We start from the raw sequence: 20,663 nt of genomic DNA on the forward strand, positions 1-20,663 counted from the left end.
CGCTATGTGGCTAAAGATCCCTGAGCTCCAGGCGGGATGCCAGCAGGTCCAGAAAAGCGCGAACTTTGGCTGAGGACGACCTGCCTTCCGGCCACACGGCGTGTATCGGCACCGGCACCGGCTCGAATTCGGTTAGAACCAGTTCCAGGCGGCCATCGTCCACCAGGTGCTTTACCTGCCAAAGCGGCGAGTAGCCCAGACCCAATCCCTGAACCGCGGCCGCATAGATCGATATCATCAAATTCGACCGGAAGGTACCCGCGACCTTCACCGGCCGGGGCTTGCCTTCAATCTGAAACATCCATTCGCCTGGGCGGCCGTCGACGGTTCGTACGATGCATTGATGCTCACGCAATTCGAGCGGATGGGCCGGTCGGCCGTGTTGCTGGAAGTAGGCAGGTGCGCCGAACACCACGCGCCGCAGCGCGCCCAGGCGCTTCGCACGTAAATTGGAATCCGGCAAATTGCCGATTCGGACAGCCAAATCGAGGCGCTCGGCATCGAGATCGACAAATTCATCGGAAAGCTGGAGGTCAACCTCGACCCGGGGATATGTCCGCATATAATCGGCGATGACCGGCACGAGGAAGTCCGGGCCGAACAGAACCGGGGCACTGACACGCAGGATGCCCCATGGCTCCGACCGTCGATTGGCCGCCTGAAGCCTGGCTTCGTTAATTTCCTCGACGGCGGGTTTGATGCGCTGGAAAAAGGCCGCTCCGGCTTCGCTCGGCGTCGAGCGGCGTGTCGTCCTGTGCAGAAGCTCGACCCCGATTGATTCCTCCAATGTCGCCAGGGACCGGCTGACCGACTGCAGTGAGCGGTTCAGCCGGCGTGCGGCAGCCGTCAGACTGCCATGCTCGACAATGGCAATGAAGGCTTCGAAATCATCTATCCGGCTCATCGCTCATCGCTCCTTTCTACCGAAAATCGGGAGAACCTATCGCAAAATCGATCAATTGTAACGAAGTTCGCTAGATTTTATCTTCCCTGCACAGGCCGAAAGGCAGACTCGAAGGAAGGAGATCGTCATGCGAACACCCAGTCCAACGGTCCTGGTCGTAGGCGCCGCAGGCCGCGTTGCCGGTTTGGTGGTGCCTGAACTCGTCCGCCGCAATGCCAGGGTTCGAGCGCTTGTTAGTGACGCCGCGAGTGCCGAAAAAGCCCGGAAAGGCGGCGCATCCGAGATCGCGATCGGAGATCTGCGCAACCATCGGAGCCTTGAGCAGGCCGTGAAAGGTGTCGACGGTGTCTTTCACATCGGACCGGCCTTTGCTCCCGACGAAGCCGCCATGGGGGTTGCCATGGTTGAGGCGGCGGCGCGAGCAGGCGTTCGAAAGTTCGTCTTTTCGTCGGTGATCCAGCCGACCAATACGAGGCTGGAAAACCATGCAAGCAAGGTACCCGTTGAAGCTGCCCTCTATTCGACGAACATGGAGTACACCATTCTGCACCCGGCCAATTTCATGCAAAATATCGCGCCGGCCTGGCCGTCCGTCGTCGAGCACGGCGTTTTCGCCGAGCCGTTTCCAAGGACGGCGAAGCTCGCCCGCGTCGACTATCGCGATGTGGCTGAAGTGGCGGCAATCGCACTGACCGAAGCGCGTTTGTCCTATGCGACCCTCGAGCTGTGCGCCGACGGTATGCACAGCCGCGAAGAGGTCGTCGCCATGATGAGCGAAGCGCTTGGCCGGCCGGTTTCGGCGGGCGAGCCGACATTTCAGGACTGGGCGGCGAAGGCCCGCCTTCCCTATACCGACCGGCAGTTGCAGATGCTGGCCAAAGTACACAGCCACTACGCCAAATACGGCCTCGGCGGAAACAGCCTGACGTTGCGTGCCGTGCTTGGCCGCGAGCCGCGTTCGCTACGAAGCTTCATTCAGGAATTGGCGCTGCAGACGGCATATGCCGCCTGATCGTCCTCACAATAACGCCTACGCAAATTTTTTTGATTAGGAAGATTTCGATGCAAGCATCACCGGACCGAGCCTTCAAATTGAGAAAGCTGCCGCCCTCCTACGGCGCGGTGGTGATGCCGTTGGTTCTTTCGATTCTGATGTCCTCGATTGTCTCGGCGGTTTCGACGGCAATCGGCGCAGGCTGGACGAACGGGTTTATAGCGGCCTGGAGCTATGCATGGGGCGCTTCATGGCTTGTCGCGTTTCCCAGTCTGCTGATTGTGCTTCCGATCGTGCGCCGGATCGTTGCCGCGATTGTCGATCAGCCGGCCCGGTCCTGACATCACGAACGAAGGATGCCGGCGGACGGAGGGCCGACATAGCCATTAGAGCGGCCCCTTGCGGGGCCGCGGCCGGTTCGTGCGCTTGCCTCAGGTAAGCGGCGACAGCTGGATCTCGACGCGGCGGTTCTGAGCCCGGCCGGCAGCGGTCGCGTTGGAGGCGATCGGACGTGTCTTGCCGAAGCCGGTGACGGCGAAGCGGCGGGAATCGACGCCCTGTCCGGACAGATAGTTGGCGACCGCCAAAGCACGGCGCTGCGACAGGTCGAAATTGTGCTCGTCGCTGCCGGTCGAGTCGGTGTGGCCGAACACGTCGACGGTGGTCTGGCGGAACTTTTTCAGCACAAGGGCCACCGAATTCAGCACCGGATAGAAACCGGCCTTCACCGCGTCCTGGTCGACGTTGAAGGTGATGTCGGACGGCATATTGAGGATGATCTGATCGCCGGTGCGGGTGACGCTGACGCCTGTGCCCTGAAGCTGTCGGCGCAGTTCGGCCTCGTTCTGGTCCATGGTGGCACCGATGGCACCGCCGGCAAGCGCGCCGATGCCCGCGCCGATCAGCGCGTTGCGGCGGTCGTTACCGCCGGCAAGCATGCCGAGCCCGGCACCCGCCAAAGCACCGAGACCGGCGCCGGCAGCGGTGTTGGAAACCTTCTGTTCCCCGGTGTAGGGATCGGTGGTGCATGCGCTCACGAGCACAGCCGTCGCCACGACGGCGAGCACAATCTTTTTCATATGGTGGTCCCTCTCCATTCCACGGCCGCGCAACGGCGCACCGCATCAGCCCTTCCAGCGACTTGTAACATGAAATGCGGCGAAAAGCGGACCAGCAAAAGCCGCTGCCGCGGCTTTCCCCGGCTCAATTCCACACGCCTGCAGCGGCTCGCGCGACCACCGCAATTCGACCGGCTACCAGAGATTCTTGCCGTCGATGACCACCACTTCGACCTTGTCGAGATCGAAATCGTCGAACAGCCGCGAGTTCACGCTGATCTTCGGATTGTCGAAATTCGGCTCGCCTGTCGACCAGTCCGGCGTCTCGGTGAAGGTCCCACAGCCGCAGCTGGCGCAAAAACCGTGTTTTATGGTTTTCGATCCCCACTGGTAGAACGAAACATTCTCCGGCGGGCTGGTGAGCCTGAATTGGGATGGGGTGTAATAGGCCCACAACGAACCGCGTTTTGAACAGAAGGAACAGGTGCATCGCGTCACTGTCTGCGGTGCTTGCGAGACCTCGAACGTCGTCGCCTTGCAGTGGCAGCTTGCCTTGATCGTCATGGATTGGTCCCTCACAATGCCGCCCGTAAGCAAAGGCAGCATAAAGAAACGCTCCTGACAACTGCCTGTCAGCGACCTGTGAGCCTGCGATGCACAGGTTAAAAGTGCTGGAGTGCCGACCGAAGGCTCATCGATCCAAAGCCGCCGCACACCCCCGGGTCAGCCCGTCGGCAAGCTTTCGGGCGTCATGCGCTAATAGGACGATGGCGGCACGAACAGGCAGATGGTCTTTCCGTCATTGGCACCGGCAACGGAGCACCAATGATATTCGCCGTCGGGCGAATTCTTGATCCGCTTGTCGCTATAGGCCACGACTTCCCCGGTTCCTTTGATGACATAGCCCTCGGGACGTTCGCTGATCGATGTCTGAGAGACCTCGCGGCAATCATAGCCCGAGCAGCAGGAGAAGGGATAGCTCCAGCCTTGCGGCATGGCCGCGGTCGGCTTGGCATCATGCGCCAGAGCAGGCGCCGCAAATGGAATGGCGGCAGCTATCAAAACCACTGCCGCGACAAGTGAATTCAGGAGTCGGCGCGCCGTGCGGGCGACTGGGGCCGGTCTGGTTGTGAGAGCAGGCATGAGCGCAGTTCCTATCAACGGTTGTCAAGCATTTCGCTTGCCCGTTCCCGGAACGTGTCTTCCCAGTGGCCGGATCGTCAGGTCGCAGATACGCCGCGTCCGGCCATAAATGCTTTTTTCCTCCCCAGCGCATGAATGCTGGGCTGATTCCTTGGTCGGCGCAAGCAATTGCTGTCGCAACCGAACGCCGACCTCTGCAGCCGGAACCAACCTGCCGTCCTGATTGACGAAACCTGGTCAACCCCGGCAGCGGGATCGCCAATAACGGGATTTGGCTCGCGCTGGTTCCAGGCTTGGCACCGGCGGCCCGCGGCATCCGCGTCAAAAGCGGAAATCGATTTTTGAAAAATCCGATGAAAAACAAAGTTGTAGAACGACAGGTAAGTGCAAATTGAGAGCTCGTCACTCTCGCGCGATGGCCGTAACTCTCGCGTGATGAACCCACATTCCTGCCGGATTGGTGCCCGGCGGCCTCAGTCGATATCGGCCACCGTTTCGCCGGCGCCACCTTCGATCCGCTGCGACAGTGAGGCTTCCATGAAATCGTCGAGGTCACCGTCGAGCACGCTCGACGGGCTGGTGCTCTCGACACCGGTGCGCAGATCTTTCACCAGCTGATAGGGCTGCAGCACGTAGGACCGTATCTGGTGGCCCCAGCCAATATCGCTCTTCGACGCTTCGGTGGCGTTCGCCACCGCTTCGCGCTTCTTCAGCTCTTCCTCGTAAAGCCGCGAGCGCAGCATTTCCCAGGCCTTGGCCTTGTTCTTGTGCTGGGAGCGCTCGGCCTGGCAGGCAACCGCGATGCCGGTGGCGAGATGGGTTATGCGCACCGCCGAATCGGTGGTGTTGACGTGCTGGCCGCCCGATCCCGACGACCGATAGGTGTCGATACGGACGTCGGATTCGGAAACGTCGATGTCGATCGTATCGTCGATGACGGGATAGACCCAGACGCTGGCGAAGGAGGTGTGGCGGCGCGCATTGCTGTCATAGGGCGAAATCCGCACGAGACGATGCACGCCCGATTCCGTCTTCAGCCAGCCGTAGGCGTTGTGGCCCTTGATCAGCAGCGTGGCGGACTTGATGCCGGCTTCTTCGCCGTCATGCACTTCAAGCACCTCGACCTTGAAGCGCCGGCGCTCGGCCCAGCGCGTATACATGCGCAGAAGCATCGAGGCCCAGTCCTGGCTTTCGGTGCCGCCGGCGCCGGCATGGACTTCCAGATAGCTATCGTTGGCGTCAGCCTCGCCCGACAGCAGCGTTTCGATCTGGCGCGCCTTGGCCTCGCCGCGCATCGAGCGGATCGCCGCTTCGGCCTCCGCGATGACGCCCTCGTCGCCCTCTTCCTCGCCAAGCTCAATCAACCCGATATTGTCTTCCAGGGCCTGGGTGAGGCCTTTGACGGCGGCAATGCCTTCCTCGAGGCCCTGACGCTCGCGCATCAGCTTTTGTGCTTCCAGCGGCTCGTTCCAGAGGCTCGAATCCTCGGCACGGACGTTCAGGTACTCAAGCCGCTTTATGGCTTGGTCCCAGTCAAAGATGCCTCCTCAGCAGGGTGATCGCCTGCCTGATCTCGTCGACAATGTTTTGCGTTTCCGCGCGCATGGCTGGCTGTTCTGTCCTGTTGCTGGATGGCGGTTTGGTGGCGCGATACATAGGGACGGCACGGTCTCCTGTAAAGCGCCGGCCGCTGTAATGTACCGGCCCCTGTAAAGCGGAATGGACCGGCTCGACCATCATCGTCAAGCCGGCCCGACCCGATGTAGCGATTGTCAGTAGAGCCCGCCGCCGCCCGACTGGATGGCCTGGTTGGCCTGCGGCGACAGCGCCCCGCCGGTGGCGTTGGAGCCGTCCGCACCCATGCCGATCACCCAGTAGCTGTCGGCGGGACCGGTACCCGGCTTGAAGGCTTCGATGATGGTTCCGGCGTCACCCGCGTTGGCTCGCATGCCGGTCTTGCGATTGATCGCAATCAGCTTCATGCCGTCCGGAACCTTGAAGTCGACATTGGGCGTGCCGTCCAGCGCCACGCGCATGAAATCCTTGAAGATCGGCGCGGCAAGGCCGCCGCCGGTCGCGCCCTTGCCAAGGCCTTTCGGCTGATCGTAGCCCATATAGAGGCCAACAACGAGGTTCGGCGTATAGCCGATGAACCAGGCATCCTTTTCGTCGTTGGTCGTTCCGGTCTTGCCGGCGATGTGACGGCCGAGCTCGTTGATGGTGGCGCCGGTGCCGCGTTGCACGACGCCCTCCATCATCGATGTGATCTGGTAGGCGGTCATCGGATCGAGCACCTGCTCGGAATTGTCGACCAGCTCCGGCTCTGGCTGGTTCTGCCACTCGGCGGCGTTGCAGTTCGAGCAGCCGCGTTCGTCCTGCCTGAAGACGGTCTTGCCGTAGCGGTCCTGGATGCGGTCGATCAGCGACGGCTTGATCGACTTGCCGCCATTGGCCATGATCGAATAGGCCGACACCATGCGCATCACCGTCGTCTCGCCGGATCCCAGCGCCATCGGCAGATACGGCGCCAGGTGATCGTAGACACCGAAACGCTCGGCATATTCCACGACCAGCTTCATGCCCATGTCGTTGGCAAGCCGCACCGTCATCAGGTTGCGCGATTTCTCGATGCCGGACCGCAAGGTCGCCGGGCCGGCCACCGTTCCGTCGTAATTCTTGGGCGTCCAGGTCGTGTTGCCGCTCTGGATGGTGATCGGCCCGTCCATGATCACGGAGGCGGGCGTATAGCCATTGTCGAGGGCGGCCGAATAGACGATCGGCTTGAACGACGATCCCGGCTGGCGCATAGCCTGCGTCGACCGGTTGAACTCCGACTGCGCGTAGGAGAAACCGCCGACCATGGCCAGGACGCGTCCGGTATGCGGATCCATGGCGATCAGGCCGCCTTCCACTTCGGGAACCTGGCGCAAGCTGTAGCTGTTGTCCGAGCCGTCGTTCTTCTGCACAAAAATCACGTCGCCCGGCTTCAGCACGTCGGCCGGCGACTTCGCCTTGACGGTCCTGCCGTCGACGACGTGGCGCATGGCGAAGCTCATGTCTTCCTTGCTGACGGTGCCTTCGACGCGGTCCGTGACGATTTCGCCGGAGATCTGGCGCGTCGGCTGCAGGCCGATGGACAGGCCGGTGGCCGAGCTGTCGAGCACGACGGCGAGCGACCATTCCGGCACATCCTCCAACCGCTTGACGTTGCCCAGCGGCACACCCCAGTCGCCGGAAACGTCGATGCTCGTGACCGGCCCGCGGTAGCCGCGCAGCGTGTCGAACTTCATAAGTCCGTTCTGCATGGCCTTGCGGGCAATCAGCTGCATCTTCGGATCGAGCGTCGTGCGGACGGAAAGGCCGCCTTCGTAGAGCGCATTCTCGCCGTAGCGCGCGATGATCTGGCGACGCACTTCCTCGGTGAAATACTCCCCGGCGAAGAGATAGTTGCCGGTGCGGCGCGGCGTGACGCCGAGCGGCTCGGCCTTGGCCTTCTCGCCTTCTTCATGCGTGACGTAGCCGTTCTCGACCATCTGGTCGATGACCCAGTTGCGGCGCTCCAAGGCGCGATCGGCATGCTTGAAGGGATGGTAGTTGTTCGGCCCCTTCGGCAGGGAGGCGAGATAGGCGGCTTCGGCCACGGTGAGCTCGTTCACCGATTTGTCGAAATAGGTGAGCGCAGCACCGGCGACGCCATAGGCGCCGAAGCCGAAGAAAATCTCGTTGAGATAGAGCTCGAGAATGCGATCCTTCGAGTAGGCCTGCTCGATGCGGAAGGCGAGGATCATCTCCTTGATCTTGCGCTCGTAGGTCTGGTCTGAAGACAACAGGAAGTTCTTCGCCACCTGCTGGGTGATCGTTGAGGCGCCGACCTGGCGCTTTCCCGAACCAACATTCTGCAGGTTGACGACAATGGCCCGGCCAAGGCCGGTCACGTCGATGCCGGGGTGATTGTAAAAGTTCTTGTCCTCGGCCGACAGGAAGGCCGCCTTGACACGATCCGGAATCGCCTGAATCGGCAGATAAAGCCGCCGCTCACGCGCATATTCGGCCATCAGCGCGCCATCCGACGCGTGGATGCGGGTCGTCACCGGCGGCTCGTATTTGGCCAGCACCTCGTAATCGGGCAGGTCCTTCGACAAATGGCCGATATAGATCGCAACGCCCGCCGCGACCAAAAGGGCCAGCGTCGTGCCGATGCCGAAGAAATAGCCAATGAGACGAATCATACCCGCTCCAGTCCTTGGTTCGGGAATTTCCTAAACGAAGCCGCCCTTCACGCAAGCTTTCGGGACGATCCCAAACCGTAATCGCAAAATCCATGTCGCGACCATGTGGGCAAAATACGGCAGCGTGGAATTTCGGTTTCGAATGCCGGAAATAAAAGCACAGGGTGTTGTCGCCGTGCAACGCTGCTTCAGGTTGTGGGCGCCGGCGGACATTTCAGCCTCCGGCCCCGGTTCCGCTCTTGGCCGAAGCAAACAGGGCAACGGCGTTGGTTATGCTCTGGGTCGCCTTGTTGCGCCAATCGGCGCTGAGCAACTGCGCTTCGTCCTTGGCGTTCGACAGATAGCCGAGTTCGACCAGCACGGATGGAACGTCCGGCGCCTTCAGCACCTTGAAGCCGGCAGAACGCTGCGGGTTGTTGATCAGACCGACGCTGGTGGAAAGCTGGCCGACGAGAGTATGGGCGAAGCTCATCGAAAAACTATGCGTCTCGCGGCGGATCAGGTCGATCAGGATATCGGTCACTTCCTTGCTGTCGTCCTTGATCTCCATGCCGGCGAACTGGTCGGAAAGATTTTCACGGTCGGCAAGCGCCTGCGCCTCGGGATCGGAAGCCTTGTCGGACACGGTGTAGACGGTTGCGCCGCGAATGCCCTTGAGGCTGATCGTGTCCGCATGGATCGAGATGAGCAGGTCGGCCTCATGCTGTCGGGCAATGCGCACGCGGTCGTCGAGCCGCAGGAACTCGTCCGTTTCGCGCGTCAGGAACACGTCGTATTTGCCGCTGGCGGCGAGCTTGTCGCGCAGTTCCATGGCAAAGGCGAGCGTCACGTTCTTTTCGACCGTCCCGTTCAGGCCCTCGGCACCGCCGTCGATGCCGCCATGGCCGGGATCGATGACGACGGTGAAACGATGGCCCGGATTGGAGACCGGCCCGGTACCGACCCTGCCGGCCTTGTCGGCGGAGACCGTCGAACCGGTGGTCAGCGCCTGATTGGCGAGCGCTGCGTCGAATTCCCGCTGCGAGGCCGCCGACATGTCGATGGCAATGCGGTAGCCGTTGCCGTCACCGTTCTTGAGCACGTCGAGATTGTCGACGGCGAACGGTCCCTTGCCGGTGAGAATCAGCCGCGATTTCCCCTCGCCGAGCTCGCCGTAACGCACGGCGCGGACAAGGCCGCGCGGCTTTACATCCTTGGCATTGAGGGCAAATTTGGTGGCCGGCAGATCGATGACCAGGCGATTGGGGCCGCGCAGCAGGAACCATTTGATGTCGGGCTCGCGGTCGAAATTGATGACGATGCGCATCTTGGTGGCATCGCCGGCCATCTTGTAGCTTATGGCGCCGAGCGGTACGTCGGCAGCACGCGAAAGCGGCGAAAAGACCAGGCAAGCCAGGATCAGCGGCAGCAGGCAGGCGGTGCGGAAGAACCAGCCTCCATGATGACGGCCCTTGTCTGCGAAGCCTGCCAGTCCCATCTTTCTACCAATCGCTCCCGTTTTGGCGTCATGCCCGATCGCTTGTCGAAGTGCCCTGTCGCTTGTCAAAGTGCCGGCAGACCGCGAACTCGATTAACGATTGGTATCCAGAGAAGGTTAACCAAGCCTTTTCATGGAAGGCTTGGGACCTGGGCTTCCGCTGCGGAACGGCTTTTTGCCGGCATCGGGAATCGGGGTTGCCTTCCAACCCGCCAAATCATAAAAGCGATGGTGGATCACTGCAATCCTGGAACCGTCCTCCTCCGCAGCTTCCTGCTACAGGTCAGACGCAAGACGGCTCCTTTCGCTTCAGGCGAAGAAGGCATCGGTGATCGCGACGATTTTCGCAGGCGTGCTCCCGTGGCGGGGGAATCGCCTGCGTGAGCAAAACGGCCGGGATTGTCCCGTGCCGGCTCTGTATGAGCAAACAAGCTGGTCCGGTTTTTCCCGGGCTTTGGTTCAAAAGGTTCTGCTGGTGACGATGGCTTCAAGCGCAATCATGGAAAGGTCCGCAACAAACCGCGCCACTACGGCTGCGGGCGGCACCGCCATGGCGCTCAGGCAGCGGCCGGCGGACGTTCAATTGTCCGGCACCCATGTTCCAGGTCCACGGCAGCGGGCATTGCCTCGCAAGCTGCGGCCGACGGCTGCCGGGAGGAAACGAAATAATGCCCAACAAAATGCTGATAGACGCCTCCCACCCGGAGGAAACACGCGTTGTCGTCGTTCGCGGTAACCGTATTGAAGAATTCGACTTTGAATCTCAGGACAAGAAGCAGCTCAAAGGAAACATCTATCTCGCCCGCGTAACGCGCGTCGAACCTTCTCTTCAGGCAGCCTTTGTCGAATATGGCGGCAACCGTCACGGTTTCCTCGCCTTCAGTGAAATACACCCCGACTACTACCAGATTCCGGTCGCCGACCGTCAGGCGCTGCTGCGTGCGGAAGCACAGGAAGCCCAGGACGAAGAGGACGAGGAAGCCGCCGAAGGCGAGGACCGCCAGAGCCGCGACCGTGGCAAGCGCGGACGCCGGCGCGGCGGCAAGAGCCGCGACCGCGGCGAGCACAGGCGCGAGGCAGGCGCGGCCGACGGCGAGAATGGCGAGAACGGCGAAGATGCCGTCGCAGAAAAGCTGGATGCCGTTGACGACAACACCATGTCCGACATTGCCGGACAGAGCGAGGGTGCCGCCGGGCAGAGCGATGAAGCCGCCGATCGCGGTGAGACCGAGCCGTCCGAAGGCGGTTCCAGTTCCATCGCTGCCAGCGTCGATGCCGACGTAATCTCGGAAGCCGTCCCGCAAGTCGAGGTAAGCGGGCCCGAGACAAGCGGGACCGAGACAAGCGGCGAAGCAACCTCCGAAGACAATGATCGCGGCATGCTGGAAGAGGTGCAATCCTCGCATCCGGACGATCACGAGGTCGAATCGGTCGGTGCCGAGGACGCGCTGGAAGAAGTGCGCAACCGCCGCAAGCCGGTCCGTCGCCAGTACAAGATCCAGGAAGTGATCAAGCGCCGGCAGATCCTGCTGGTGCAGGTCGTCAAGGAAGAGCGCGGCAACAAGGGTGCAGCGCTGACCACCTACCTGTCGTTGGCCGGCCGCTATTCGGTGCTGATGCCGAACACGGCCCGCGGCGGCGGTATTTCGCGCAAGATCACCAATGCGCAGGACCGCAAGCGGCTGAAGGAAGTGGTCGCCGATCTCGAAGTGCCGCAAGGCATGGGTGTCATCCTGCGTACGGCAGGCGAAAGCCGCACCAAGGCAGAGATCAAGCGCGACTACGAATATTTGATGCGGCTTTGGGAAAACGTCCGCAATCTGACGCTGCAATCCACGGCCCCTGCCCTGGTTTACGAGGAAGGCAGCCTGATCAAGCGCTCGGTGCGCGACCTTTACAACAAGGATATCGACGAGATCCTGGTTTCCGGCGAAGAAGGCTACCGTGAGGCCAAGGACTTCATGCGCATGCTGATGCCGAGCCACGCCAAGGTGGTTCAGCCGTTCCGCGACACGACGCCGATCTTTGTGCGCAACGGCATCGAAGCGCAGCTCGACCGCATGCTGCAGCCGCAGGTGACGCTGAAGAGCGGCGGCTACATCATCATCAACCAGACGGAAGCGCTGGTCGCCATCGACGTCAATTCGGGCCGTTCCACCAAGGAGCACTCGATCGAGGACACCGCACTTCACACCAATCTGGAAGCCGCCGAGGAAGTCGCCCGGCAATTGAGGCTGCGTGATCTCGCCGGCCTCATCGTCATCGACTTCATCGATATGGAGGAGAACCGCAACAACCGCTCCGTCGAGAAGCGGCTGAAGGATCACCTCAAGAACGATCGTGCCCGCATCCAGGTCGGCCGCATCTCGCATTTCGGCCTGATGGAGATGTCGCGCCAGCGCATCCGTGCCAGCGTGCTGGAATCGACGATGAAGCCTTGCCCGCATTGCGGCGGCACCGGCCATGTGCGCTCCGATTCGTCGGTCGCGCTGATGGTGGTGCGGGCAATCGAGGAATTCCTGCTCAAGGATTCGCGCAGCCACATCACGGTGCGGACGCCGGCGGCGACCGCGCTCTATGTGCTCAATCACAAGCGCGGCACGCTGGTGGAATTCGAGCATCGCTTCGGCGTGACCATCACCATCGAAGCCGATGACGCGGTCGGTGCACAACACTATGCCATCTTCCGCGGCGCGCTGGCCGAAAAGCCGGAAGGCTTTGTCGAGGCGCGCACGTTCCCGGCCTATGTCGAGCCGGAAGAACCCGAGGACGAGATCGTCATCGAAGAGGAAGACGAGGAACCGGTGCAGGCCGAGCAGCCACGCCCTGCCCAGCAGCCGCAGCAGCCAAGGTCCGGCGAGGACGGCGAAGGCCGCGATCGCAAGCGCCGCAAGCGCCGCAGACGGCGCGGCGGCAAGGATCGTGAACATGGGGATCGTGAACACGGGGATCGTGAGCACGGGGAACGCGAACATGGCGATCGCGAGCATGGCGCTGCTGTGGAAGGTGCTTCCGTTTCGGCGCCGATAGACGATGCCTTCGTCGCCGCCGGCGATCAAGGTGCCGAAGCGGAACGTGAAGCGCCGGCCGGTGTTGCCGAAACGGCGGAAGCGGCGGACGACGGTCACGGCAAGAAGCGCCGGCGCGGCAAGCGCGGCGGCAAGCGCAATCGCCGCGAAGAGGGCGAAGGCGAGATCGAAGCCAGCGCCGGCGAGCCGGCCGCCATGACGGAAGGTGCGGTGTCGGAAGCACAGCCCGTGACCGGCGAGCCGGAAGGTGCGCCGCCGGCCGAAGAGCTTGCGGTGCGTGCTCCGGCGAACGACGACACGCCGAGCGCCGAAAAGCCGAAGAAGCCGCGCCGCGCCGCCAAGCCGAAGAAGGTTGCGGCGGAAGCAGTTGCCGAGATTGCGGGCGCCGAGACATCGGCTGCCGAGGCCGCCTCCGTGGCTTCCGGCGAGACCCCCGCACCGGTGTCGCAGGAGACCGAAGTGGCGGCTGCCGGGGAAACGCCGAAGGTCCGGCCGTCGCGGCGCAAGCCCGTACCGGTGGATGCTCCGGTCGTGCCGGTCGTCTCCTCGATCGTCCCGGACGAGGCAAAGGCCGACGAGGCAAAGACCGAGGAAGCAAAGGCCGAGGACAAGCCGAAGCGTGCCGGCTGGTGGCAGCGGAAGGGCTTTTTCTAAGCTTTTCCGCGCATTAGCCAGACTTTCTGATTAAAAAAAATCCCGCGCTGCGGATCGGCTGCGCGGGATTTTTTGCTCCAATTCAGGCGACAGGCACCAGAGCGGAATGCATTCAATTGAATGGGGCATTCCGCTCTAACTGTTTGTTTTGCTGCATTTGTGCGGACGCCAAATGATTCCATTTGGCTGCAAAATGCTTATGGTGCGAAGATCGACCAGTTCATCGTCTTCGCCAGTTTTTCCAACGCGATCGAGCCCAGCCTGGAATTGCCGTTGGCATTGAGGCCAGGGGACCAGACGGCAAGCGAGGCGACGCCCGGCACGATCCCCAATATGCCGCCGCCAACGCCGCTCTTGCCGGGAATGCCTACGCGGAAAGCGAAGTCGCCGGAGCCGTCATAGTGGCCGCAGGTCAGCATCATCGCGCCGATGCGGCGGGCGCGCTCTGCCGAGACGACGGAATGCCCGGTCGCCGGTTCTTGCCGCCATTGGCAAGGAAGCGGCCAGCCAGGGCCAGTTGCCGGCAGCTCATGGCGATAGCGCAATGGTGGAAATAGACGCCCAGCGCCAGTTCCGGCGCATGGTGAAGATTGCCGAACGATTTCATGTAATTGGCAAGCGCGAAATTGCGAAAGCCGGTGGCGCGTTCGGACGCCGCGACCTCGCGGTCGATGACGATGGTGTCGTCATCGGCCAGGAACTGGATGAAGCGCAGGATCTCGCCGATCGCCTCGCGCGGCTGATGGCCGGCAAGCAGGATGTCGGAGACGACGATGGCGCCGGCATTGATGAATGGATTGCGCGGAATGCCGTTCTCGTGCTCGAGCTGGACGATCGAGTTGAACGGATTGCCCGAAGGTTCGCGCCCAACCCGCTGCCACAGCGCGTCGCCGACATTGCCGAGCGCCAGCGTCAGCGTGAACACCTTTGAGATGCTCTGGATCGAAAACGCCTCGTCGGCGTCGCCCGCGGTCAGCATGCGGCCGTCATTGGTCACCGCGGCAATGCCGAATTTTTTCGGATCGATCTTGCCGAGCTGGGGGATATAGCTGGCGACGTCGCCGCGATCGGTACGCTCCGCCATTTCGGCAGCGACCTCGCGCAACGCCTGTTCAAGCTGGGGCGCCTGTTCAAGCTCCGGCATCGTCGCCCCCGCTACTTCAGCCAGCGTTCGATACGCGCCATCGCCTCGACCATGTCGTCGTGGCTGCCGGCATAGGAAAAGCGCATCGTGCGATGGCCTTGCAGCGGGTCGAAATCGCGGCCCGGCGTCGCCGCCACATGCGCCTCGGCAAGCATCCTGCGCGCAAACGCCATGCTGTCATTGGTGTGCCTGGTGACGTCGCAGAAGGCGTAGAACGCGCCGTCCATGGGCGCGGCCAAAGCAAAGCCGAGCTCCGGCAGGCGTTGTATCAGGAGCTCGCGGTTCCAGGCATAGCGCGCCTTCACCGCTTCCAGCTCTGGCGTCGCCTTGAATGCCTCGATCGCGGCAATCTGGGACAGTTCGGGCGGCGAGATGTAGAGGCTCTGGGCGATGCGCTCGACTGGCCGCACCAGTTCCTGCGGCAGCACCATCCAGCCGATGCGCCAGCCGGTCATGCAATAATATTTCGAGAAGGAATTGATCACCGTCACATCCGCGCCGAAAGCAAGCGCCGTCGTGTCGGGCGCCGCATAGGCCAGCCGGTGATAGATTTCGTCCGAGATGACGGCGATGCCGAGCTCTTGCGCCGTTTTGACCAGCGCCTCGAGATCGCCGGCGGGAATGACCGCGCCGGTCGGGTTGGCCGGGCTGGCGAACAGCACGCCCTTCAGCGGTTTTTCGCGGTGCGCGGCTTGCAGGTGCTCGGCATGCAGATAGGCGGCGCCGTCCAACTCGATCTCGGCGATGTCGATGCCGAGCGCGGCCATGATGTTGCGATAGGCAGGATAGCCGGGCGCAGCGATGGCGACGCGGTCGCCTGGATCGAACATTGCCAGGAAAGCGAGGTTGAAGGCAGCCGACGATCCGGTGGTGACGGCTATCCGCTCGGGCGAAACGTCAAGCCCGTAATGCTCGCCATAATGCGCCGCGATCGCCTTGCGCAGGCCGGCGAGGCCCAGCGCGTCGGTATAGCCGATGCGGCCTGTCTTCAAGGCATTGGCCGCCGCTTCGCGAACCCCGGCCGGCGCCGGATCGGAAGGCTGGCCGACGGCCATAGAAACGACCGGCAGGCCCTTGGCTTTCAGCCGATTCGCCTCGGCCAGGATGTCCATAGCATGGAACGGTTCGACCGCGCCGCGGCGCGAAAGCGAAACAACCATTTTTCAATCCACCACACTTGTCCACACGTGCCGGCCATGCTGGCCGCGCCGCACAAATGCCCGATTGGTGTGGGGATCACAAGTTCGGTAAGTTTAGGCTGCCGACTTTTCATCCTTCGCCCACTCGTCTACCAGTGGACCTGCCATGTTGAGCCGACCCAAATCGACGATCGCCAGGACAGCGCGCGCCCTCGCGATGCTTTCGCTTGCCGTGGTGGTCGCCATAGCCGGCTCGGTCAATGCCTTTGCGCAGAATGTGCCGGTTGTGCGCGATGCCGAGATCGAGGCGCTGGTGCGCGATTACGCGCGGCCGATCTTCAAGGCGGCGGGCTTGTCGGGCGACGCCATCAACATCGTGCTGGTCAACGACCAGAGCTTCAACGCCTTTGTTGCCGGCCGCCGGCTGTTCATCAACACCGGCGCGCTGATGACGGCCGAAACGCCCAACGAGATCATTGGCGTCATTGCCCACGAGGCCGGCCATATCGCCGGCGGACACCAGCAGAAATTGCGAGAACAGCTCGAGCGCGCCAAGACGATGGCGATCCTGGCGACGCTGCTTGGCGCCGGCGCCATGGTGGCCGGCGCCACCAGCAACAGCCGCGGTCTCGCCGGCGCCGGCATGGGCGTGGTGGCCGGCGGCGGCGAGATGGCGCAACGCAGTATCCTCGCTTATCAGCGCACCGAAGAGATGACCGCCGACCGTTCGGCGATCACCTATCTCAATGCAACCGGCCAGTCCGGCATGGGCATGCTGAAGACGTTTGGCCGCTTCCAGAACGCATTGTCGCTCTCGGGCGCGCAAGTCGATCCCTACAGGATCAGCCATCCGATGCCGCAGGAGCGTATCGCCAATCTCGAAGTGCTGGTGAAGCAGAGCCCTTACGTCGACAAGGTCGACCCGCCGGCACTGCAGCAGCGCCACGACATGATGCGCATCAAGATCGCCGCCTACATGCAGGGCCAGGCGGCGGCGTCGCGATTGATGCGCAAGAACCCCGGCAGCCTCGCCTCACGCTATGGCGACGCGCAGATGACCTATCTGTTCGGCAATCTGGCGTCGGCGCTCACCAAGACCAACGCGTTGATCAAGGAACAGCCGAAGAATCCCTATTTCCAGGAATTGCGCGGCGACATCCTGATGAAGGCGAACCGGCCGAAGGATGCGGCGGACGCCTATGCCAAGTCGGTCAGCCTCGATCCGGCGCGATCGGGGCTGCTGCCGGTCTCGTACGGCCAGGCGCTGATGGCGATCGGCGCGCAGGATTCGCTGAAGAAGGCGGTGGCGCAGATCAACACCGGCCTCGGACGGGATCGCGAAAACGCCGCCGGATACCGCTATCTGGCACAGGCTTACGGGGAACTCGGCAACATCCCGGCCGCCGAGCTTGCAACCGCCGAAGGGCATTTCTATTCCGGCGACTACAAGAATGCGAAAATCTTCGCCATGCGGGCGCAGCAGAGCATGAAGCGGGGCGAGCCGGGCTGGCTTCGCGCGCAGGACATTATAAACTACGCACCATCAGGTAAGAAGAAGTGAACCTTTCGGACGCAGGCTGCGACACAGCCAAACCGGGCGGACCCGAACACAGGCAAGAGGATCGAGGATCATGACAAAGGCAATTCTGCTGGGCACTACCGGAGTGGCAGCGGCTCTAGCGATGCTGGCGTTCGGCTTCGTCGCCGGCAATCCGCAGACGGCGAAGGCCGGCATGGCACAGCTTGCCCAGACGACGTCCTCAGGTACCAAGCTCGACCGTGCCGAAGTCGAAGGCATCGTCCGCGACTATCTCCTGAAGAACCCGGAAGTGCTTCTGGAGGCCCAGCAGGCACTCGAGGCCAAGCAGAAGGAAGAACAGCGCGTCGCCAGTCTCGGTGTCATCAAAGACGCCAAGGACCAGATCTTCAATTCCTCATTCGACGGTGTTGTCGGCAATCCGAACGGCAAGGTCACCATCGTCGAATTCTATGATTATAATTGCGGCTACTGCAAACGCGCCATCGACGACATGCGCGCGCTGACCAAGGCCGATCCGGACCTGCGCTTCGTGCTCAAGGAGTTCCCGATCCTCGGCCCGGATTCGCAGAAGGCGAGCGTCGTCTCGATGGCCTTCCATTTGATGAAGCCGGAGAAATACGGCGAATTCCACAATGCCCTGCTCGGCGGCCAGGGGCGCGCCACCGAGGCGGCGGCGATCAAGGTGGCGCTGTCGCTCGGCGCCGACGAGGCGGCGCTGCGCGAAAAGATGAAGGACCCGAGCATCACCGAGGCCTTCTCCAAGACCTATGACCTCGCCACCAAGCTCGCCATCACCGGAACGCCGTCCTATGTCGTCGGCAACGAGGTGGTGTTCGGCGCGCTTGGCAAGGAAGTGCTGGCCGAAAAGATCGAGGCGGCGAAGGCCGCGCTCTGATCAGCATTCGGGTTTCGATTAGGCTGCGGGTTTCCGGCACGGGCCGTTTTCCGGCTGTTGTGGACGGCGAAAGAACGCACTTGCGCTCTTTTCGCCAGCGTCTATGCCCATTATAGAGGGTCCGGCGCGCCGGCTTAGCCGCGCCGGGAAAGGTCGGCATTTTTTGAAAACGGTTTTCGTCCTGAACGGCCCCAATCTCAACGCGCTCGGCAAGCGCGAGCCGGGCATCTATGGCGGCAAGACGCTTGCCGCGATCGCCGACGACTGCAAGCAGGCAGGTGCCGCACTTGGGCTGGAGATCGATTTCCGCCAGTCGAACCATGAGGGCGACCTCGTCGACTGGATCCACGAGGCCGCCGACAAGGCCGCCGCAATCGTCATCAATCCGGGCGCCTACGGCCATACCTCGATCGCCATTCACGATGCCATCCGCGCCGTCGCGCCGCTGCCGGTGGCTGAGGTGCATCTCTCCAACATCCACGCGCGGGAACCATTCCGCCACGTCTCCATGGTCGCGCCGGTCGCCGTCGGCATGATCTGCGGGTTCGGGCCGCTCGGCTACACGCTGGCGCTGCAGGCGCTGGCTGCACGCCTATGACCGGCCAACAAACAGAAGGCTCGAAAATGTCGATAAAGAAGAACGGTGTTGACCAGCAGCTGATCCGCGATCTGGCGGGCATACTGAACGACACCAACCTGACCGAGATCGAGGTCGAGCTGGGCGATCTGAAGGTGCGCGTCTCGCGGCAGGCGCCGGCCGTCCATGCCGTCGCCGCAGCTCAGCCGGCCTATGCCCCGGCAGCTGCGCAGCCTGCGGCAGCGGCCGCGCCGGCGACGCCCGACGTGTCGAAGAACGCCGTTGCCTCGCCGATGGTCGGCACCGCCTATCTGGCACCGTCGCCCGACGCCAGGCCGTTCATCGAAATCGGCCAGAAGGTCAAGGAAGGCCAGACGCTGCTGATCATCGAAGCAATGAAGACGATGAACCAGATCCCCTCGCCGCGCGCCGGCACGGTGACGGCGATCCTGTTTGAAGATGCGCAGCCGGTCGAATATGGCATGCCGCTCGTCGTGATCGAGTAGAGCCGGGAACAGGCGAAAGATGTTCCAGAAAATCCTCATCGCCAATCGCGGCGAAATCGCCCTCAGGGTGCTGCGCGCCTGCAAGGAGCTCGGCATCCAGACGGTGGTGGTGCATTCGACCGCCGACGCCGACGCCATGCATGTGCGTCTCGCCGACGAGAGCGTCTGCATCGGCCCGCCGCCGTCGCGCGACAGCTATCTCAACATCCACCAGATCGTCGCCGCCTGCGAGATCACCGGCGCCGACGCGGTGCATCCCGGCTACGGTTTTCTGTCGGAGAACGCCAAGTTCGCCGACATCCTCGCCGCGCACAACATCACCTTCATCGGCCCGACCGGCGACCATATCCGCATCATGGGTGACAAGATCGAGGCCAAGCGTACCGCAAAACGCCTCGGCATTCCCGTGGTGCCCGGCTCCGACGGCGCGGTCACCGAGGACAAGGAAGCCAAGCGCATTGCCGCCGCGATCGGCTACCCCGTGATCATCAAGGCATCGGCCGGCGGCGGCGGGCGCGGCATGAAAGTGGCGCGTAGCGAGGCCGATCTCGAGGTGGCGCTGCAGACGGCACGCTCGGAGGCGGGTGCGGCCTTCGGCGACGACGCAGTCTATATCGAGAAATATCTGCAGAAGCCGCGCCATATCGAAGTGCAGGTGTTCGGCGACGGCGCCGGGCGCGGCGTGCATTTCGGCGAGCGCGACTGCTCGCTGCAGCGCCGCCACCAGAAGGTCTGGGAAGAAGCGCCCTCGCCGGCGCTCAATGCCGAGGAGCGCGCGCATATTGGCGGCGTCTGCGCCAGGGCGATCGCCGATCTCGGCTATTCCGGCGCCGGCACCATCGAATTCCTCTATGAGGACGGCGAGTTCTATTTCATCGAGATGAACACGCGCCTGCAGGTCGAACATCCGGTGACCGAGGCGATCACCGGCATCGACCTCGTGCACGAGCAGATCCGCGTCGCCTCGGGCGGCGGGCTTTCGGTGCGCCAGGAGGATATCCGCTTCCACGGCCATGCCATAGAATGCCGCATCAATGCCGAGGATCCGCGCACCTTCACGCCCTCGCCGGGCACCATCACCCATTTCCACACGCCGGGCGGGCTCGGCATCCGCGTCGATTCCGGCGTCTATTCGGGCTACAAGATCCCGCCCTACTACGACAGCCTGATCGGCAAGCTGATCGTGCATGGCCGCAACCGCGTCGAATGCATGATGCGGCTGCGGCGCGCGCTCGACGAATTCGTCGTCGACGGCATCAAGACGACGCTGCCACTGTTTCGCGACCTCGTTGGCAACGCCGACATCGCCAATGGCGACTACGACATCCATTGGCTGGAAAAATACCTGGCCGAAGGCGAGTGATACAGGGCGAA

The 20,663-nt window shown here is 62.7% G+C and carries 16 protein-coding genes and 1 pseudogene; 8 read left to right on the top strand and 9 right to left on the bottom strand.

Translation table 11 applies throughout. The annotated features are described in order from the left end of the window. Positions 1 to 10: 10 nt before the first annotated feature. A complete protein-coding gene (locus NKH30_RS16655; RefSeq protein ID WP_352996211.1) occupies positions 11 to 904 on the bottom strand; it encodes a LysR family transcriptional regulator in 894 nt (297 codons plus the stop codon). Positions 905 to 1,031: 127 nt separating this feature from the next. Here NKH30_RS16655 and NKH30_RS16660 point away from each other — a divergent pair, with 127 nt between their 5' ends. Continuing rightward, the gene (locus NKH30_RS16660; RefSeq protein ID WP_352996213.1) at positions 1,032 to 1,916 is read left to right on the top strand and encodes an NmrA/HSCARG family protein; all 885 of its coding nucleotides are present in this window, start codon (positions 1,032 to 1,034) and stop codon (positions 1,914 to 1,916) included. Positions 1,917 to 1,966: 50 nt separating this feature from the next. After that, positions 1,967 to 2,239: a DUF2798 domain-containing protein gene (locus NKH30_RS16665; protein WP_023679921.1), complete on the top strand. Its 273-nt coding sequence runs from the start codon at positions 1,967 to 1,969 to the stop codon at positions 2,237 to 2,239. A 90-nt stretch (positions 2,240 to 2,329) separates the two neighbouring features. On the opposite strand, the gene NKH30_RS16670 is transcribed toward NKH30_RS16665, so the two are convergent. From NKH30_RS16670 to NKH30_RS16695, 6 genes are all read right to left on the bottom strand, one after another. After that, the gene (locus NKH30_RS16670) at positions 2,330 to 2,977 is read right to left on the bottom strand and encodes a YiaD family glycine zipper/OmpA-like lipoprotein (RefSeq protein ID WP_254817106.1); all 648 of its coding nucleotides are present in this window, start codon (positions 2,975 to 2,977) and stop codon (positions 2,330 to 2,332) included. Between the two features lie 174 nt (positions 2,978 to 3,151). After that, a complete protein-coding gene (locus NKH30_RS16675) occupies positions 3,152 to 3,520 on the bottom strand; it encodes a GFA family protein (protein ID WP_352874039.1) in 369 nt (122 codons plus the stop codon). A 192-nt stretch (positions 3,521 to 3,712) separates the two neighbouring features. After that, complete coding sequence (locus NKH30_RS16680; protein WP_031212810.1) at positions 3,713 to 4,099, bottom strand: hypothetical protein; 387 nt, start codon at positions 4,097 to 4,099, stop codon at positions 3,713 to 3,715. Positions 4,100 to 4,572: 473 nt separating this feature from the next. Further along, positions 4,573 to 5,704 (bottom strand): peptide chain release factor 2 gene (prfB, locus tag NKH30_RS16685; RefSeq protein ID WP_352451084.1). Its coding sequence is split into 2 segments (ribosomal slippage): positions 4,573 to 5,637 and positions 5,639 to 5,704, totalling 1,131 coding nucleotides; the frame shifts between segments, so codons are not numbered across the junction. A 167-nt stretch (positions 5,705 to 5,871) separates the two neighbouring features. After that, positions 5,872 to 8,328 (bottom strand): penicillin-binding protein 1A, encoded by a 2,457-nt coding sequence (locus NKH30_RS16690; RefSeq protein WP_352996215.1) that lies wholly within the window; start codon positions 8,326 to 8,328, stop codon positions 5,872 to 5,874. A 214-nt stretch (positions 8,329 to 8,542) separates the two neighbouring features. Then, positions 8,543 to 9,805 carry an N-acetylmuramoyl-L-alanine amidase gene (locus NKH30_RS16695; protein WP_352996217.1) on the bottom strand — a complete coding sequence of 421 codons (1,263 nt, stop codon included), beginning with the start codon at positions 9,803 to 9,805 and terminating at the stop codon, positions 8,543 to 8,545. Positions 9,806 to 10,473: 668 nt separating this feature from the next. On the opposite strand from NKH30_RS16695, the gene NKH30_RS16700 reads away from it, so the two are divergent. Then, a complete protein-coding gene (locus tag NKH30_RS16700) occupies positions 10,474 to 13,488 on the top strand; it encodes an Rne/Rng family ribonuclease (protein ID WP_352996219.1) in 3,015 nt (1,004 codons plus the stop codon). 197 nt (positions 13,489 to 13,685) lie between these two features. On the opposite strand, the pseudogene NKH30_RS16705 reads toward NKH30_RS16700, so the two are convergent. Together NKH30_RS16705 and NKH30_RS16710 are read right to left on the bottom strand one after the other, a co-directional pair. Continuing rightward, positions 13,686 to 14,632: pseudogene (locus NKH30_RS16705) on the bottom strand (glutaminase). Between the two features lie 11 nt (positions 14,633 to 14,643). Further along, on the bottom strand, positions 14,644 to 15,792 hold the full coding sequence (locus tag NKH30_RS16710; RefSeq protein ID WP_352996221.1) for a pyridoxal phosphate-dependent aminotransferase: 1,149 nt from the start codon (positions 15,790 to 15,792) through the stop codon (positions 14,644 to 14,646). Between the two features lie 145 nt (positions 15,793 to 15,937). Between NKH30_RS16710 and NKH30_RS16715 the strand changes: the two genes are divergently transcribed. The 5 genes from NKH30_RS16715 to accC all read left to right on the top strand — a co-directional run bounded on the left by NKH30_RS16715 (position 15,938) and on the right by accC (position 20,652). Beyond that, complete coding sequence (locus NKH30_RS16715) at positions 15,938 to 17,332, top strand: M48 family metalloprotease (RefSeq protein WP_352996223.1); 1,395 nt, start codon at positions 15,938 to 15,940, stop codon at positions 17,330 to 17,332. A gap of 70 nt (positions 17,333 to 17,402) precedes the next feature. Continuing rightward, positions 17,403 to 18,206, top strand: a complete 804-nt coding sequence (locus NKH30_RS16720) for a DsbA family protein (RefSeq protein ID WP_352996225.1) — start codon at positions 17,403 to 17,405, stop codon at positions 18,204 to 18,206. A 163-nt stretch (positions 18,207 to 18,369) separates the two neighbouring features. Beyond that, the gene (gene aroQ, locus NKH30_RS16725) at positions 18,370 to 18,804 is read left to right on the top strand and encodes a type II 3-dehydroquinate dehydratase (protein ID WP_023717478.1); all 435 of its coding nucleotides are present in this window, start codon (positions 18,370 to 18,372) and stop codon (positions 18,802 to 18,804) included. A 26-nt stretch (positions 18,805 to 18,830) separates the two neighbouring features. Then, positions 18,831 to 19,289: an acetyl-CoA carboxylase biotin carboxyl carrier protein gene (gene accB / locus NKH30_RS16730; RefSeq protein WP_292662508.1), complete on the top strand. Its 459-nt coding sequence runs from the start codon at positions 18,831 to 18,833 to the stop codon at positions 19,287 to 19,289. Between the two features lie 19 nt (positions 19,290 to 19,308). Beyond that, a complete protein-coding gene (accC, locus tag NKH30_RS16735) occupies positions 19,309 to 20,652 on the top strand; it encodes an acetyl-CoA carboxylase biotin carboxylase subunit (protein WP_023674822.1) in 1,344 nt (447 codons plus the stop codon). Positions 20,653 to 20,663: the final 11 nt, after the last annotated feature.

The sequence above is a fragment of the Mesorhizobium sp. M1273 genome, assembly GCF_040318195.1.
Taxonomy (GTDB): domain Bacteria; phylum Pseudomonadota; class Alphaproteobacteria; order Rhizobiales; family Rhizobiaceae; genus Mesorhizobium.